This is a genomic window from Rhabdochromatium marinum (genome assembly GCF_016583795.1).
In the GTDB taxonomy this organism is placed as follows: Bacteria; Pseudomonadota; Gammaproteobacteria; order Chromatiales; family Chromatiaceae; genus Rhabdochromatium; species Rhabdochromatium marinum.
The window spans coordinates 21,388-37,588 of sequence record NZ_NRRS01000004.1; the positions used below are offsets into that span (position 1 = coordinate 21,388).

Genomic DNA, 16,201 nt, shown 5'->3' on the forward strand with positions numbered 1-16,201 from the left:
TCAGGTGTTTGGAACCAGGGTGGTGGCTCCGGTAACCGCCAGTTCGGCGCTCTGGGCCTCGATCCGCTTGTGGGCGATGAGTTCCTGATCGCACTTGGGGCAGTATTCATGCTCGCCGGCAATGTAGCCATGATGCGGGCAGATGGAGAACACCGGCGTCACCGTGATGTAGGGGAGACGGAAGTTCTCAAGGGCTCGTCGTACCAGGCGCTTGCAGGCCTCGGTCGAGCTGATCTTCTCGCTCATGTACAGATGCAGCACGGTGCCGCCGGTGTATTTGGATTGCAGGTTTTCCTGCAGCGCCAGCGCCTCGAAGGGGTCATCAGTAAAGCCGGCCGGCAGCTGAGAGGAATTGGTGTAATAGGGTGAGTCCTCGCTGCCAGCCTGCAAAATGTCCGGGAAACGCTTCTTGTCCTCGCGTGCGAAGCGGTAGGTGGTGCCCTCGGCGGGTGTGGCCTCTAGGTTGTACATGTGGCCGGTTTCTTCCTGAAAGCTCACCATGCGTGCGCGCACATGATCAAGGAAACGGGTGGCAAAGGTGCGCCCCCATTCGGTGCTGATGTCCTCAGCATCTCGGGTAAAATTGCGGATCATTTCGTTGATGCCATTGACGCCAATGGTCGAGAAATGATTGCGCAGGGTGCCGAGATAGCGCTTGGAGTAGGGGAAGAGACCGGCGTCAAGATGGCGCTGAATCACCTTGCGTTTCAACTCCAGGCTCTTGCGTGCCAGATTCAGCAGGTGATCGAGCGCCGCAAGCAGCTCTTGTTCCTTGCCCTTGTGCAAATAACCCAGCCGGGCGCAGTTGATGGTCACCACGCCGAGTGAGCCAGTCTGCTCGGCGGAGCCAAAGAGCCCATTGCCGCGCTTTAACAGCTCGCGCAGGTCGAGCTGCAAGCGGCAGCACATGGAACGCACCATGTTGGGGGACAGCTCGGAATTGACGAAGTTCTGGAAGTAAGGCAGGCCGTACTTGGCAGTCATTTCGAACAGCCGTTCGGCGTTCTCGCTCTCCCAAGGGAAGTCCGGCGTGATGTTATAGGTCGGGATCGGGAAGGTAAAAATCCGCCCCTTGGCATCACCTTCGGTCATGACCTCAATATAGGCGCGATTGACCATGTCCATTTCGGTCTGGAGGTCGCCATAGGTGAAGGGCTGCTCAACCCCACCGACCAAGGGCACCTGATCGCGCAAATCCTCGGGACACACCCAATCGAAGGTCAGATTGGTGAAGGGCGTCTGGGTGCCCCAGCGCGACGGAACATTGAGGTTATAGATCAGTTCCTGAATGTACTGGCGCACATGGGTGTAGTCGAGTTGGTCGCACCGCACGAAGGGCGCCAGATAGGTATCAAAGCTCGAGAAGGCTTGGGCACCGGCCCATTCGTTTTGCAGGGTGCCGAGGAAGTTCACAATCTGCCCGATGGCCGAGGACATGTGCCGCGGTGGCCCGGCCTCGACCCGGCCCGGCACACCGTTCAGACCCTCGTTGAGCAGGGTGCGCAGCGACCAGCCGGCGCAGTAGCCGGACAGCATATCCAGATCGTGAATGTGATAATCGCCTTCACGATGGGCTTCGCCGATCTCGGGGGTGTAGACGTGGCTTAGCCAGTAGTTGGCGATCATCTTGCCCGAGGTATTGAGGATTAGCCCGCCGAGCGAGTAGCCCTGATTGGCGTTGGCCGAAACGCGCCAGTCGGAGCGGTCGAGGTATTCGTTAATGGAACCGGCGACATCGACCAGAGTGCGGTGATCGTGGCGCAGTTTGCGATGCTGCTCGCGATAGACAATATAGGAGCGCGCGGTCACAAAATGATTAGCGCTGATCAGGGTTTGCTCGACGACATCCTGGATGTCTTCGATGTCGGGCACCCGCTCATCATTGAAGCGATGCGCCAGCACCTTGACCACCTGAGCGGTCAGCAGCCCAGCTTCAAGCTCGTCGAACTCACCACTGGCACGACCGGCGCGCAGAATGGCCGATTCAATACGCGCGGACGCGAATGGAACTTCCTTTCCGTCGCGTTTAAGTACGCGCCGTGGTAGGCTGGCAAGACTGGGCTGGCGATGGGACATAAGTGGACTCGCGGCTGCTCTGGTCAGGTCATCTGAGTTGGCGACACAAGATATTGTGCTTGTCAGTATAGATGACACTAGATATTGTGAAAAGCGATTTTAACCTAAGCTGACCTGGATCATCAAATGTGCGGCCAGGCCAGAGCTGCTGGAGGGTTTGAGAGAGGACGCACGGCTCGCAGGCTGCGAGTCTTGCCATCGTTAAGTTAATGGCAGAATTGATGGTTTTTCTGCTGTTGGAGGCTTGCAGTGGCGCCGGTGCAGGTCGCCGAACCCGGCGCAGCCCCAGACGCGCTACGCCTGCTGGATGTTTGTCGCTTGCGCGCTACGCTGGACTGGCGGCAGGGGGATTGGCACCGGGCCGCCACGCTCGCCGATCCGCCGGGCGTACGCCGTTGAGACGGTTTTCTGTTGCTGAACCAGTCTTTTCGTGGTCTGCGTTGCGCGCCGGGTCATCAATGGCGCTGCTTGACCGGACTGGCCGGTTTATGCGGCGAGCGCTGGCATTGAGCCAGGCTGGCGCTTGGAAGCTGCGAGAAAGGGAGGGTGGTCTCAGGTATCTGCCGCTGTGGCGTTGTAATAATGCAGTGGCACCCGACGTGACAGGCTGGTCAGCAGTTCATAGCTGATGGTGCCGCTGGCTGCTGCGACGCTGGTGGCGCTGATTTGTGGTCCCCAGAGTTCAACCGGATCGCCGGGTTGCGCTTGCGGGAGTTCGGTGAGATCGACGGTGAGCATATCCATGGACACCCGACCGATGAGCTGCGTCCGGGTGCCATTCACGGCTACCGGGGTGCCGTCGGGGGCGTGGCGGGGGTAGCCGTCGGCATAACCAGCCGCAACTACGCCGACGCGGGTGGGGCGGGTGCAGACAAAGCGCCCCCCATAGCCGATCGACTCGCCGACGGCGAGTTCGCGCACGGCTGTCAGTGCCGATTCAAAGCGTAGCGCCGGGCGTAAGTCGGCGGCCTGAGGGGTGTCATGATCGAGCGGATCCAGGCCATAGAGCATGATGCCGGGGCGAACCCAGTCGGCATGGCTGTCTGGCCGGCTGAGAATGGCGGCTGAGTTGGCCAGACTGCGCGGTGCCGCAATCCCGGCGCAATGGCGCTTGAAGCAGGCGAGCTGGGCGTCGGTTGGTGCGGAGGCGGCTTCATCGGCACGGGCGAAATGGGTCATCAGCACCACGCGGTCGATATGGGGGCAGCGGCTCAATTCGGTGTAAGCGGCGCTAGCCTGCTGCGGTGCCAGGCCGAGCCGGTGCATGCCGGTGTTGAGCTTCAGCCAGACTCCGAGCGGCTGGCGCGGGCGCGCCTCCAAGAGCCAGTTCAATTGCTGCCGGTTATGCACGACGGGCGTTAAGTTCAGACGGTCGAGCCATTGCCGCTCAAGCGGCTCGAAAATACCCTCCAGCAGCACAATGGGCGCGCGAATGCCCGATTCCCGCAGCTCCAGTGCCTCCTCGCTGCATGCGACGCCCAGGGCGTCAGCTTGCGTCTCCAGTGCCCGGGCTACGGCAACGGCGCCATGCCCGTAGGCATTGGCCTTGATGACCGCAAGTACCTGCGCGCCGCCGACAAGACGTTTGGCGAGGTGGAAATTGTGGCGAATGGCTGCGAGATCGATGTGGGCTTGAGTCGGTCGGGACATACCGGGGCTGTGCTGATGACACAACCCGCCCAAAGGGGATGGAAAGCTTGAATGGCGCTCCCTAGGGGATTCGAACCCCTGTTACCGACGTGAGAGGCCAGCGTCCTAACCGCTAGACGAAGGGAGCGGGACGTGAAGTGCTAAGTGGCGTATTATACGGCATTTGGCGTCGGACTCAAGCGGAGATCATGCGCGGCTGGTTCGGCTTGTTATCGCCTGGCTTATTTTCCAGGCGTGGATTGAAACAAACATAACATTAGGTTCATTTGTCTTCCTTGGTTGTACCGACTCCTCGCATTGTGCCGCGTCCAGAGCACAGTATCTCGCGCGCGAATATCAGCGCCCATGCGCTCAAGGTGCTTTATCGACTCAAGCAGAGCGGCTATCAGGCCTATCTGGTGGGTGGCGGTGTGCGGGATTTGCTGCTTGGGCATGAGCCCAAGGACTTTGATGTTGCCACCGATGCCCGCCCGGAGGAGGTGCGCGCCGTCTTTCGCAACTGTCGGCTGATCGGCCGGCGCTTCCGACTGGCGCATGTCTTTTTTGGCCCCGAGATTGTCGAGGTGGCGACCTTCCGCGCCGGGCCTCTGACCGACGGTGATGAGGGCGCCCGCCAGATCGAAAATGGCATGATCCTGCGGGATAATGTCTATGGCAGTCTTGCCGAGGATGCGCTGCGCCGCGACTTTACCGTCAATGCGCTCTATTACAACATTGAGGATTTCTCCCTGGTTGATTATGCCGGGGGGCTGGATGACATTGCCGCCGGGCGTCTGCGCCTGATTGGCCAGGATGCGGTGGCACGTTATCGGGAAGATCCGGTGCGGATGCTGCGTGCGGTACGCTTTGCCTGCAAACTCGGTTTTGTGATTGATCCATCCTGCGAGGGTCCGTTGTTCGAGCTTGCGCCTTGGCTGCATGAGGTGCCGCCGGCGCGCTTGTTTGAGGAAATTCTGAAGCTGTTTCAGGCTGGCTACGCCCTCTCGGCCTTTGAAAAACTGCGCCATTACGGTCTGTTTGCCGAACTCTTCCCCGATATCGAAGCCTGTTTGGCGGAAGAGGAACAGGGATTTCCGATTACCTTCGTCAATCGCGGACTGGACAACACCGACCGCCGGGTGCAGGACGGCAAGCCGATTGCGCCTTTTTTCCTCCTGGCGGTGCTGCTGTGGGAGCCGGTGCGACGGGAATACCAGCGTTTGCTGGAGGCCGGTCATCGCGAAGCCGAGGCGATGGCACTTGCCGCTGGCACCATCGCCGGGCGTCAGCAGCGGCGGGTGGCGATTCCTAAGCGCTTCGGTCTGCCGATGCGGGAGATCTGGGCATTACAGCCAGCCCTGGAGCGCCGGCGCGGCAAGCGCCCCCTGGCCTTGATTCAGCATCCGCGCTTTCGCGCCGCTTATGATTTTCTGCTGCTGCGGGCTGAGTCCGGTGAGGTCGATCCGGAGCTTGCGCACTGGTGGACGCAGTTTCAGCATGTGAATTCGTCGGAACGTGCGGCCATGACCGCTGAGCGCAAGTCAGCCGGGCGTCGCAAGCGCCGCCCGCGTAAAACACGCAAGGCCAAGCAGCCCGAGGCTAGGGGCGGTGAGGCCGCACTCTCCGGTCAGGTGGCCGAGTCTCAGGACTGAATAAGAGATGGATAGGATAACGCTCGGACAGTTAGCGAGCATGAAGCGCGAGCGTCAGCCAATTGCTTGCCTAACCTGCTATGACGCGACCTTTGCCCGCCTGCTGGAGCAGGCCGGGGTCGAGGTGGTCTTGGTGGGCGACTCGCTCGGGAATGTGATTCAGGGACACGCAAGCACGCTTCCGGTCAGTGTTGATGATATGGTATATCACACCAAATCAGTGGCGCGCGCCTTGTCGGCACCGCTGCTGATCGCCGATCTGCCCTTTTTGAGCTACACCACGCCGGCTCAGGCGCTCGCCAGTGCACACCGCCTGATGGGGGAGGGCGGTGCGCAAATGGTCAAGCTGGAAGGCGGTGCTCAGGTGCTGGATATGGTACGGGCGCTGAGTGATTTTGGCGTGCCCGTGTGTGTGCATCTTGGTCTGCTGCCGCAGTCGGTGCATCGTCTGGGTGGATATCGCTACCAGGGACGCGAGGCCGGAGCTGCGGAGCGGATTCGTGCCGATGCACGGGCGTTGCAAGAAGCTGGGGCGGAGTTGCTGGTGGTGGAATGTGTGCCGGCACAGCTGGCTGGAGAACTCCGACAACAGCTCAGGATGCCGGTGATTGGGATTGGTGCGGGGGCTGACTGCGATGGTCAGGTGCTGGTGCTACACGACATGCTGGGTGCCCATAGGGGCCGGCCACCACGTTTCAGCCGGGATTTCCTCACCGGCCAGACCGGCGGGCTCAGTGGTGCGCTGGCGGCCTATGTGGCGGCGGTGAAGTCCGGCGCCTTTCCAGGGCCGGAGCAGACGTTGTTCTGAGGTCTTGTCATGCTGATTTTTCACGAGATTGCCCCCCTGCGTGCGCAACGCGCCGAATGGCAGCGCGCGGGTCTGCGCGTGGCGCTGGTGCCGACCATGGGGGCTCTGCACGCCGGGCATCTGTCGTTGATCGATCAGGCACAAGACTGCTGTGACCGGGTGGTGGTCAGCCTGTTTGTGAATCCGCTGCAATTCGGTCCCAATGAAGATTTTGACCGCTATCCACGCACTTTTGACCAGGATTGCCAGCAGCTTGAGGCGCGCGCGGTGCATGGGCTGTTCGCGCCCTCGGAGCAGGCGATCTATCCGGACGGGCGCGAGGGCCATACCCGGGTACATGTGCCTGGATTGAGTGAGATGCTGTGCGGTTGCAGCCGTCCTGGGTTTTTCGAAGGCGTGGCGACTGTGGTGACCAAGCTGTTTAATATCGTGCAGCCCGATGTTGCCGTGTTTGGTGCCAAGGATTTTCAGCAGTTGGTGGTGATTCGGCGTCTGGTCAAGGATCTTAACCTGCCGATTGAAATCCTAGCTGGCCCGACAGTGCGCGAAGCCGATGGCCTGGCAATGAGTTCGCGCAATGCCTATCTCAGTACCGAGCAGCGTGCGCTGGCGCCGCAGTTGCAACAGCAGTTGCAGGCAGCGGCGCAGGCGGTGCAGCAGGGTGCGAGCCTGGCGGCTGTAGAGGCGGAAGCGGAGGCACAGCTGAGCACGGCGGGCTTGCGCCCGGATTATGTTCGCGTGCGCCGGGCGGCTGATTTGGCCGCCCCCAGGCCGGATGATGAGTCTCTGGTGATTCTGGCGGCCGCTTATTTGGGAAGTACGCGGTTGATCGATAATTGTTGTTTTAACACGAAGCGATAAGGGTTAGCCTTTCTCTGCTTGGTCTGTACTTTGTTCATCCGGTGTTTCAGTGTTGGGTTCTGCGACAGGTGCATCGGCTTGTTTAGCAGATGAGGCGGGTGCCGATGGCTCAGGGATCGGCCGGGCAGGCGCTTGATGCCCAAGAGGCTGAATACTGGGGGTCCATTCCACGGCAGGCAGCAGATGCTTGAAGGCGGTGCCGTACATGTCCCAGATGGTGATGAAGAGCGAGGCAATCAGGGGGCCAATGAAAATGCCGGTTAGGCCAAACATCATAATGCCGCCCAGGGTGCTGAAGAAAATCATCAGCTCGTGCATTTTGGTGTCTTTGCCGACCAAAATCGGACGCAGGACATTGTCGAGGCTGCCGACAATCAGACCGCAAAAGAGCCCGAGCAGCAGACTGCTGAGCACCTGCCCCTGAATCATCAGCAGGATGACGGCGGGGATCCAGATCAGTGCGGAGCCAATGCTGGGTATCACGGAGAGCACCGCCATCAGGGTGCCCCAGAAGACGGCGTTATTGATGCCGGCGACAGCAAAGGCGATACCGGCCAGGGTGCCTTGCAGAGCACCAATCAGTAACGTGCCTTTCAGGGTTGCGCGCGTCACTGAAGTGAATTTATCCAGCATCAAATGTTCATCGCTGCTTTTGAGCGGCAGGTAGTAGAGGATTTTTTCGACCAGCCGATGACCGTCCATTTGCAGAAAATAGATGGTGTAGAGCATTACGAAGATCATAAAGACCACATTGGCCGTGCCCAGAGTCAGCGATGACAGCCCGCCGACCAGAAAGGTGCTGACCAGGCTAACGGCTTCGCCCGCCTTAGAGATCAGCAGCTCGCGGTATGGCAGCAGGACGTCGTATAAGGGCAGGTGTTCGATTTTGGCGGTCAAGACTCCCGGTTCGGTGAGTTTTTTGACCCAGGGCGTCACGGACTCGCTGACATCAATCGCCTGTGCGATGACAACACCGATTAAGCTGGTCAGTGGAATCAGCACGATGGCGACCATGATGAGCAAGGTGACCAGGGAGGCCAGATGGTGCCGGCCTTTGAACCACTGATCCAGGCGCAGGTAAACAGGCCGCGCCAGGGCGCTGAAGATCCCCGACAGGAAGATCGCCATCAGGAAGGGCTGGATCATGCTCAGGAAGAGCGCGCTAATCCCCAGCGTCATCAGTAAAATGGTCAAATTATTGATCTGGTCTTTGTTCACGGACCTCGGCTCCAGCCGTTGATTGATGGATGTGAGCCGCAATCCTAGCAGTTTGCTAAACTCCCAAGCTTACAAACGGCGCTCGTGGTGATCGCATCAGCTTGGCGAGCCGGGCGTCCAAGAGCAACGAAGGTGAATTGAGCATGGCAAAAAAGGCAGCAAAGAAAGGCAAGGGTGACGAGGATGGAGCACCCAAGAAAGCTGGCAAGAAAAAACTGATTATCATCCTTTTGCTGGCACTGATTGTGCTTGGTGGCGGTGGCGGGGCAGCCTGGTATTTTCTGCTGGGCGGTACTGAAAAGGCGGAAGTGACTACGGAACCCGCACCCATGCCCTTGCTCTACTACCGGCTCGACAAGCCGATTACGGCGACTCTGGAGCCGGATCAGCCGGCCAGCTTTGTACGGGTTAACCTAGTGCTGGCCAGCCGGGATCCGGCGGTGATTGATGCCTTGCGCTTGCACACGCCGATTATTCGTAACGATTTGCTGCCGATCCTGGGCAACCAGAAATATGCAGAATTGAATACCCCCGAAGGTAAGGATGCCTTGCGCACACAGATTTATGACGCGATTACCGCGATTTTGGTGCGTACCGGCTCCCCGGCCGGGATTGAGCATGTCTATTTCAACGAAATTGTAATGCAGTAAGCCAGAGTCATCTGGCCGAGCGGAGTATTCGCCATGTCCCAGCAGACCGACATCCTTAGTCAGGACGAAATCGACGCCCTATTGCATGGCGTTGATGGCGGCGACATTGATGCCGACGAGGATCCCTTTCCCGCCGATGGCGAGGCGCGGTCGTTCAATTTCGCAACCCAGGAACGCATTGTGCGTGGGCGCATGCCCACGCTCGAAATGATCAACGAGCGCTTTGCCCGCTACTTGCGCGTGCACTTGTTCAATCTGTTGCGCCGTTCAGCGGAAATTTCTGTGGTTGGCACCCGATTGGTTAAATTCTCGGATTATGTGCATTCGCTCTTTGTGCCAACCAGCCTAAATTTGGTGCGTGTTATCCCCTTGCATGGTACCGGGCTGTTTGTGTTTGATCCCAAGCTGGTGTTTGTATTGGTGGATAATTTCTTTGGCGGTGATGGGCGCTTCTACACCCGTATTGAAGGGCGTGATTTCACGCCCATGGAACTTCGGGTGATCCAGAATCTGCTCAATACGGCTTTCGCCGACATGGAGAAAGCCTGGGAGCCGGTGATGGAACTCAAGTTTGAGTTCATTAACGCGGAGGTGAACCCGCAGTTTGCCAACATCGTCAGCCCGACCGAGATTGTTGTGATCAATGATTTTCACGTTGATCTTGATGGTGGTGGTGGCAATCTGCATGTGACACTGCCCTACTCCATGCTCGAACCCATTCGCGAGCATCTTGATACCGGTTTACAATCCGACCGCTCCAGCGTGGATAAGCGCTGGCTGCATGCGCTCGAAGAGGAGGTCTATGCGGCTGAAGTTGAAGTCAGTTCCACACTAATCGAGACGACCTTAACTGTCGAAGAGTTACTTAGAGTGCGCCCGGGCGACATTATTCCAATCGATTTTCCCGATCTGGTGGACCTTAATGTGGAGGATATCCCGTTATTTCGTGGCAAATTTGGCACTATCAATGGACAAAATGCGATCAGGATCGAAGAAATCGTGCATGTGCAAACGAATTAAAGTGTTGCCTTTTGGGTAGAATCATGGGCATTGGTCAGTTAAATTCGATGAGCGCAGCACCACAACCGCAAAGAGTTCAGCTATGAGCGAGGAACAAGACAACCCGGTTACTGATGACACCCCGGAGGTCGATATGGATGCCGGGGATGAGTCGTCGGCGGCGGACGATTGGGCAGCAGCACTTGAAGAGCAGCAAGAGGAAGAAAAACAGACAGATAGTGGTGCGGCATCCGGCACGCGTCAGTCCGAATGGGTTGGGGGTGGCAATGACGCATCGGCGGCCACTCCGATGAATCCAGAGGAGTTCTCCGAGGATCATGTCGAAGGTGCGGATCAAGTCAATCTCGATATGGTGCTGGACGTACCTGTCACCATTTCGATGGAAATTGGCCGCACCCGGATTCCGATTCGCAATCTGCTGCAACTCAATCAAGGGTCGGTGGTCGAACTCGACCGCTTGGCCGGTGAGCCCCTGAACGTGTTGGTCAATGGCACTTTGATCGCACATGGCGAAGTGGTGGTGGTCAATGAAAAATTTGGTATCCGCCTGACCGACGTCATCAGCCAGAGCGAGCGCATTCGGAAGATCAACAAGTGATGCGATCAGGCGCTTGGCATCGGTGGTTTATGGTATGGTTTTTGCTAATGCCAGGTGCCGGGGGCGCCGAGCCACTTGAACCAACTATTGGCCGCTATGGGGCCGGCGGCTATCTGACGCAGTTAATCGGTGGCCTGGCCTTTGTGCTACTTGCAATTGTGGCATTTGCCTGGTTCATGCGTCGATTTTCTGGCACTTCTGGCGCTGGCATTCCCCACGCCATCGAAATTTTGGCGGTTCGTTCGGTCGGGAACCGTGAGCGCCTGATGCTCGTTCAGATTGGTGAGGAACAAGTGCTGATTGGGGTCGGTCCGGCCGGTATGCGCAGGCTGCACGAACTGAAAAAACCCCTGAAATCCCCTGCGGAACCCAAGCCTGGCGTTGATTTTGCTTCTCTGCTGCGCAAGCAGATGAGTAAAACCCCAGACGCATGAGTTCGATTCCGCTGACCCGCCGCCCGCTGATGGTCCTGACTGTTTTGTTCGGGGCGCTGGGCTGTGCGCTGTTTGCGTCTGATGCCGGGGCGCAGCTGGGTGGCTTGAATGCCCTGTCGGTGACCGCCACTCCAGATGGTAGCGAGGTCTACACGGTCAAGCTGCAAGCGCTGATTCTCATGACCCTGCTGACGCTGCTGCCGTCGGCCTTGATCATGATGACTTCCTTTACGCGCATTATCATTGTTCTGGGGATTCTGCGCCAGGGTATGGGTACCACCCAGACGCCGTCGAGTCAGATTTTGCTCGGGCTCGCGCTTTTTTTGACCCTTTTTATTATGGGGCCGGTGTTTCAGGATATTTATAACGATGCTGTGGTGCCTTATGCAAATGAGGAGTTAGGCACGGAAGAGGCGCTGAGTGCTGCGGTAAAACCCTTGCGTACCTTTATGCTGGCGCAGACGCGCGAGGTGGATTTGGCTATGTTTGCTGACATCAATGGTATTGATGGATTCGACAGCCCGGATGCGATCCCGTTGAATTTGCTGGTGCCAGCCTTTGTGACCAGCGAACTTAAAACCGCATTTCAGATTTCCTTTCTGATCCTGATTCCATTTTTGATTATCGACATGGTCGTTGCCAGTGTGCTGATGTCCATGGGTATGATGATGCTGTCGCCAATGATTATTTCTTTGCCGTTCAAAATTATGCTCTTTGTGCTAATTGATGGCTGGTCACTGATCTTGGGTACGCTGGCGCGCAGTTTCTATGGCTAGACCGAGGAATACAGGTGCAGCACAACCATTGAGGAGTGATATGCAATGACACCGGAAATGGTAATTGATATTGGCAAAGAAGCAGGGACGATCCTGCTCTATATGGCGGCGCCACCCTTGGTCACTGGGTTAGCAATTGGTGTTTTGGTTGGTATGCTTCAGGCGGCAACATCGGTGCAGGAAATGACGCTGACCTTTATCCCCAAACTGCTTGGAGTGTTTACTGCGATACTGTTTGCGGGACACTGGATGTTAGCAACCATCACTGATTATACCGTTGGTCTCTATGATCGTATCCCAACGCTGCTGGGTTGACTAAACCGCAACCGGGAGCCTGAAACTGAGCGCTGCTGTGATTAACTTCAGCGCGGATCAGATCATGACTTGGACGCTGTCGGTGATCTGGCCCTTTATGCGCATCACGGCGATGCTGTTTGTATCGCCCATTTTTGGCGCCAGGAATGTCAATGCCCAAATGCGTATGGGGCTGGCGCTGTTGTTGGCGATGCTGATTGCGCCGCAGTTGCCCGCAGCGCCCTTGATTGACCCCCTCAGCATGCAGGGGCTGATGGTGGCCATGCAGCAGGTCGTGATCGGCATTGCGATGGGGTTTAGTCTGCAAATGGTTTTCTCGGCATTGACTCAGGCCGGAGAGAGTGTGGCACTGTCGATGGGATTGGGCTTTGCCTCGGCGATCGATCCTGTGGGTGGCATACAGGTGCCGATTGTGGCGCAGTTTTTTGTCATTATTGCCACCTTGCTGTTTCTCGCCATGAATGGCCATCTGGTGCTGATTGAAATGCTGATGCTGAGTTTTGTCAGCCTGCCGATCAGCGAGGCTGGCTTGAGGTCGGATGACTTCTGGGCACTGCTTAACTTTGGCACCACCATGTTCAGCGGGGCGCTGTTGATTGCACTGCCGGCCATTGCTTCGCAACTAGTGGTGAATTTGTCGATGGGCGTGGTGGCGCGTACGGCACCGCAAATGAATATTTTTGCCGTCGGTTTTCCAGTCATGATGATGGCCGGTTTTATTCTGCTGAGCGTTCTGCTGCCGAGTATTTTTGCCCGGCTTGGTGAATTACTAACACAGGGTTTTGAGTTGATTCAGCAACTGATCAGGCTCTGATCCGTTGCTGACGCACCCAAGGCGGGTTGCGCAGCACTCTCGGCCCCGGACAGGCCCCGGAGAATTGCCATGGCCGAAAACGAAAACGGCCAGGAAAAAACCGAAGAACCGACTGGCAAACGCATTCGTGAATCGCGTGAAAAAGGCCAGGTGCCGAGTTCGAAGGAACTCAATACCTTCATTGTGCTGATTGTGGCCAGCAGCTTCATGGTGCTGTTTGGGTCTCATCTGGGTATGGAGATTGCCAATCAGTTTGCTGACGGTCTGACCCTTGAGCGCGAACAGCTGTTCAACTCCGCCATTGTTCCGGTGTATTTCGGTCGGCAGGTCACGGATGCCTTGCTAAATCTTGCCCCCTTGCTCACCCTGCTTACCGTCGCGGCTGTTGTGGGACCCCTGATCATCGGAGGGGGCAATTTCTCGGGTCAGGCGATGGCGCCCAAGTTTAACAAGCTCAATCCCATTAAGGGGGCGAAGAAGTTTGTCTCTACAACCGGGCTGATAGAACTTGTCAAGTCCCTGGGCAAGGTCATCCTCATCGGTGGAGTGGCCGCCTCCGTACTCTCGGGGATTGTCGATGAGATCTTGATGTTGGGTGAGGAGTCGGTGAAACAGGGCATCATGCATGCCGGGCATCTGGCGGCCTGGGTGTTTTTAATGGTTTCTGCGGTGCTGCTGCTGATTGCGCTGATTGATGTACCCTTTCAGCTGTGGAATCACAACAAGCAGCTTAAAATGACCTTGCAGGAAGTGAAGGATGAGCACAAGGAAACCGAAGGCAAGCCGGAGGTCAAGGGGCGCATCCGGCAAATGCAAATGGAAATGGCGCAGCGACGCATGATGGCCGAAGTGCCTAAGGCAGATGTGGTGATTACCAACCCGACCCATTTCGCCGTGGCTATTGCATATAAGCCCGGCGCCATGGGCGCGCCACGCTTGCTGGCCAAGGGGATTGATGAGGTGGCACTCAAAATTCGTGAACTGGCTGAGGAGCATAAGATTGTGGCGGTCGAAGCACCGAAGGTGGCGCGCGCAATCTATTTCACCACTGATTTGAATCAGGAAATTCCCGGAGGTCTCTTCGTCGCTGTGGCGCGCATTCTAGCCTACGTCTATCAGCTCAAGCGCCCGGATATGCAGCCGGTCATGCCCCGGGATTTGCCGGTGCCTGAGGAATTTCTTGATCGCGTCAGTGCGCGTCGTGCGCACCAGGCGAACTAATGGCTGGCATCGCCGACAGACTGCAAGCACTGCGGGATTTCGGGCTGGGAGCGCCCGTGCTCCTGATGGCCTTGCTGGCCATGCTGGTGCTGCCGCTACCGCCCTTTATCCTGGATATTCTGTTTACTTTTAATATTGCTTTGTCACTGGTCGTGATCATGGTCGCCATCTATGCCGCGCGACCTTTGGAATTCGCGATCTTTCCAACCGTGCTGCTGGTGGCGACCCTGCTACGCCTGGCGCTGAATGTGGCCTCAACCCGGGTCATCCTGCTCAATGGGGCCGATGGTACGGCGGCGGCCGGGCGCGTGGTGCAGGCCTTTGGTGACTTTGTCATCGGTGGCAACTTTGCCGCCGGCCTGGTGGTGTTCTCCATCCTGGTCATCATTAACTTTATTGTGGTCACCAAGGGCGCTGGGCGTGTGTCTGAGGTGAGCGCCCGGTTTACCCTTGATGCCATGCCGGGCAAACAGATGGCTATTGATGCCGATCTGAATGCCGGCTTGATCGATCAGGATACGGCTCGCGCGCGTCGCGAAGAAATCGCCCAGGAAGCTGATTTTTACGGCTCCATGGATGGTGCCAGTAAATTCGTGCGTGGCGACGCCATCGCCGGCATTCTGATTCTGTTCATCAATGTGATTGGTGGGCTCATTATCGGCATGACGCAGCACGATATGAGCTTTGATGATGCGGCCTCCAACTTCGTTTTGCTGTCCATTGGTGACGGTCTGGTCGCGCAGTTGCCGTCGCTGCTGCTGTCCTCCGCTACGGCCCTGATAGTCACCCGAGTCTCCACCGCGCAGGACATGGGCCAGCAAGTCACGGCCCAGCTGTTTGAAAACCCCAAAGTCCTCTATGTGAGCGCTGGCGTCATTGGCGTCATGGGCATGATTCCCGGGATGCCGAACATGGTGTTTCTTGGTTTGGCGAGCATGCTTGCCGGAGCCGGCTATCAAATTAGCCGTCATGCGACCGAACGGGAAGCGGCTGAGGCGCAAGCGGCGCTGCCACCTGGTGGCGATGAGGTACCCCCACCTGAGATGCGCGATCTGTCCTGGGACGATGTGCCCGCAGTGGATTTGGTGGCGTTGGAGGTGGGCTATCGGTTGATTGCCCTGGTGGACCGCAGCCAGGATGGCCAGTTGATGGGGCGGATCAAAGGGGTGCGCCGCAAGTTGTCCCAGGAATTGGGCTTTTTGATTCAACCGGTGCATATTCGCGACAACCTGGAGCTTGGTCCCAATCAGTACCGTATCGCCCTGCTGGGAGTGAATATCTCCCAGGCCGAGGTGTTTCCTGATCGCGAGCTGGCAATCAACCCTGGCCAGGTGTTCGGCAAGGTGCCTGGAACCCCGACCAAGGATCCGACCTTCAAGCTGGATGCGCTCTGGATCGATCCCTCGGATCGCGATACGGCGCAGGGAGCTGGTTATACCGTGGTGGATGCCGCTACGGTCATCGCCACCCATCTGTCGCAGGTGTTACGCGAAAACGCCTATCGGTTGATTGGCTATGAGGAAGTGCAGCATTTGCTCGATCAGCTCGGGCGCCGCTCGCCCAAGCTGGTCGAAAATCTGTTTGCCAAATCGCTGCCACTCGGTGTGGTGCTCAAGGTCTTGCAGAATTTGTTGGCTGAACAGGTGTCAATTCGCGACATTCGCACCATTGCCGAAACTTTGGCGGAGCGTTCGCAGAGCAGTCAGGATCCCGACGTGCTGACCGCTGCCGTGCGGGTCGCCCTGGCACGCTCAATTGTGCAGGACTTGGTTGGCGCTGGCGACGAGTTGCCGCTGATTGCCCTTGATCCTTCGCTGGAACAACTTTTGCATAGATCATTGCAAAACAGTCAGGGGGAAAGCATCGGCATTGATCCCAGCCTGGCCGAACGGGTGCAGCGATCCGTTGCCGATGCGGTGCGCCGTCAGGAAATGGATGGAGCCCCGGCGGTGCTGGTGGTGGCTCCGGAAATTCGCACCTGGATTTCAAGTTGGCTGCGCGGTGCGGTGCGTAATCTGACTGTGATCGCTTTTACCGAGATACCGGATAACAGACGTATTCGGGTCGTAGCGACCGTGGGACAGGCGAACGCGCGTGCCGCCTAGTCCTTGCCCAGTCCACGGGATGTA

At 57.8% G+C, this 16,201-nt stretch carries 16 protein-coding genes and 1 tRNA gene; 13 read left to right on the forward strand and 4 right to left on the reverse strand.

Translation table 11 applies throughout. From position 1 onward, the window contains the following. Positions 1-2,076, reverse strand: a complete 2,076-nt coding sequence (locus tag CKO36_RS02190) for a ribonucleoside triphosphate reductase (RefSeq protein ID WP_200279915.1) — start codon at positions 2,074-2,076, stop codon at positions 1-3. A 249-nt stretch (positions 2,077-2,325) separates the two neighbouring features. Between CKO36_RS02190 and CKO36_RS02195 the strand changes: the two genes are divergently transcribed. After that, the gene (locus CKO36_RS02195; protein ID WP_200279918.1) at positions 2,326-2,475 is read left to right on the forward strand and encodes a hypothetical protein; all 150 of its coding nucleotides are present in this window, start codon (positions 2,326-2,328) and stop codon (positions 2,473-2,475) included. Between the two features lie 153 nt (positions 2,476-2,628). Here the strand turns inward: CKO36_RS02195 and alr are convergent, their stop codons facing one another. Further along, on the reverse strand, positions 2,629-3,726 hold the full coding sequence (gene alr / locus CKO36_RS02200; RefSeq protein WP_200279921.1) for an alanine racemase: 1,098 nt from the start codon (positions 3,724-3,726) through the stop codon (positions 2,629-2,631). Between the two features lie 52 nt (positions 3,727-3,778). Continuing rightward, positions 3,779-3,853, reverse strand: a tRNA-Glu gene (locus tag CKO36_RS02205). A 172-nt stretch (positions 3,854-4,025) separates the two neighbouring features. On the opposite strand from CKO36_RS02205, the gene pcnB reads away from it, so the two are divergent. Genes pcnB through panC form a run of 3 tightly spaced genes read left to right on the forward strand, consistent with a single transcriptional unit; the run spans position 4,026 to position 7,026 of the window. Continuing rightward, complete coding sequence (gene pcnB / locus CKO36_RS02210) at positions 4,026-5,357, forward strand: polynucleotide adenylyltransferase PcnB (RefSeq protein WP_420826305.1); 1,332 nt, start codon at positions 4,026-4,028, stop codon at positions 5,355-5,357. A gap of 7 nt (positions 5,358-5,364) precedes the next feature. Next, a complete protein-coding gene (panB, locus tag CKO36_RS02215; RefSeq protein ID WP_200279927.1) occupies positions 5,365-6,165 on the forward strand; it encodes a 3-methyl-2-oxobutanoate hydroxymethyltransferase in 801 nt (266 codons plus the stop codon). Positions 6,166-6,174: 9 nt separating this feature from the next. Next, positions 6,175-7,026, forward strand: coding sequence for a pantoate--beta-alanine ligase (gene panC / locus CKO36_RS02220; RefSeq protein WP_200279930.1), 852 nt, complete (start codon positions 6,175-6,177; stop codon positions 7,024-7,026). A gap of 3 nt (positions 7,027-7,029) precedes the next feature. Here the strand turns inward: panC and CKO36_RS02225 are convergent, their stop codons facing one another. Further along, positions 7,030-8,244: an AI-2E family transporter gene (locus CKO36_RS02225; RefSeq protein WP_200279932.1), complete on the reverse strand. Its 1,215-nt coding sequence runs from the start codon at positions 8,242-8,244 to the stop codon at positions 7,030-7,032. A 143-nt stretch (positions 8,245-8,387) separates the two neighbouring features. Here CKO36_RS02225 and CKO36_RS02230 point away from each other — a divergent pair, with 143 nt between their 5' ends. From CKO36_RS02230 to flhA, 9 genes are all read left to right on the forward strand, one after another. Next, positions 8,388-8,894 carry a flagellar basal body-associated FliL family protein gene (locus CKO36_RS02230; RefSeq protein WP_200279935.1) on the forward strand — a complete coding sequence of 169 codons (507 nt, stop codon included), beginning with the start codon at positions 8,388-8,390 and terminating at the stop codon, positions 8,892-8,894. A 33-nt stretch (positions 8,895-8,927) separates the two neighbouring features. Continuing rightward, the gene (fliM, locus tag CKO36_RS02235; protein WP_200279938.1) at positions 8,928-9,914 is read left to right on the forward strand and encodes a flagellar motor switch protein FliM; all 987 of its coding nucleotides are present in this window, start codon (positions 8,928-8,930) and stop codon (positions 9,912-9,914) included. A gap of 82 nt (positions 9,915-9,996) precedes the next feature. Then, a complete protein-coding gene (gene fliN, locus CKO36_RS02240) occupies positions 9,997-10,512 on the forward strand; it encodes a flagellar motor switch protein FliN (protein ID WP_200279941.1) in 516 nt (171 codons plus the stop codon). Positions 10,513-10,655: 143 nt separating this feature from the next. Then, entirely contained in the window at positions 10,656-10,946 is a 291-nt protein-coding gene (gene fliO, locus CKO36_RS19505; protein WP_338053403.1) for a flagellar biosynthetic protein FliO, read from the forward strand. A 29-nt stretch (positions 10,947-10,975) separates the two neighbouring features. Continuing rightward, on the forward strand, positions 10,976-11,722 hold the full coding sequence (gene fliP, locus CKO36_RS02250; RefSeq protein ID WP_200280147.1) for a flagellar type III secretion system pore protein FliP: 747 nt from the start codon (positions 10,976-10,978) through the stop codon (positions 11,720-11,722). 45 nt (positions 11,723-11,767) lie between these two features. Continuing rightward, positions 11,768-12,037 (forward strand): flagellar biosynthesis protein FliQ, encoded by a 270-nt coding sequence (gene fliQ / locus CKO36_RS02255; RefSeq protein ID WP_200279945.1) that lies wholly within the window; start codon positions 11,768-11,770, stop codon positions 12,035-12,037. Positions 12,038-12,077: 40 nt separating this feature from the next. Continuing rightward, positions 12,078-12,851 carry a flagellar biosynthetic protein FliR gene (gene fliR / locus CKO36_RS02260; RefSeq protein WP_200280150.1) on the forward strand — a complete coding sequence of 258 codons (774 nt, stop codon included), beginning with the start codon at positions 12,078-12,080 and terminating at the stop codon, positions 12,849-12,851. A 69-nt stretch (positions 12,852-12,920) separates the two neighbouring features. Then, complete coding sequence (gene flhB, locus CKO36_RS02265; RefSeq protein WP_200279948.1) at positions 12,921-14,072, forward strand: flagellar biosynthesis protein FlhB; 1,152 nt, start codon at positions 12,921-12,923, stop codon at positions 14,070-14,072. Next, positions 14,072-16,177 (forward strand): flagellar biosynthesis protein FlhA, encoded by a 2,106-nt coding sequence (gene flhA, locus CKO36_RS02270; protein ID WP_200279951.1) that lies wholly within the window; start codon positions 14,072-14,074, stop codon positions 16,175-16,177. The genes flhB and flhA overlap by 1 nt, the downstream gene beginning before the upstream one ends. Positions 16,178-16,201: the final 24 nt, after the last annotated feature.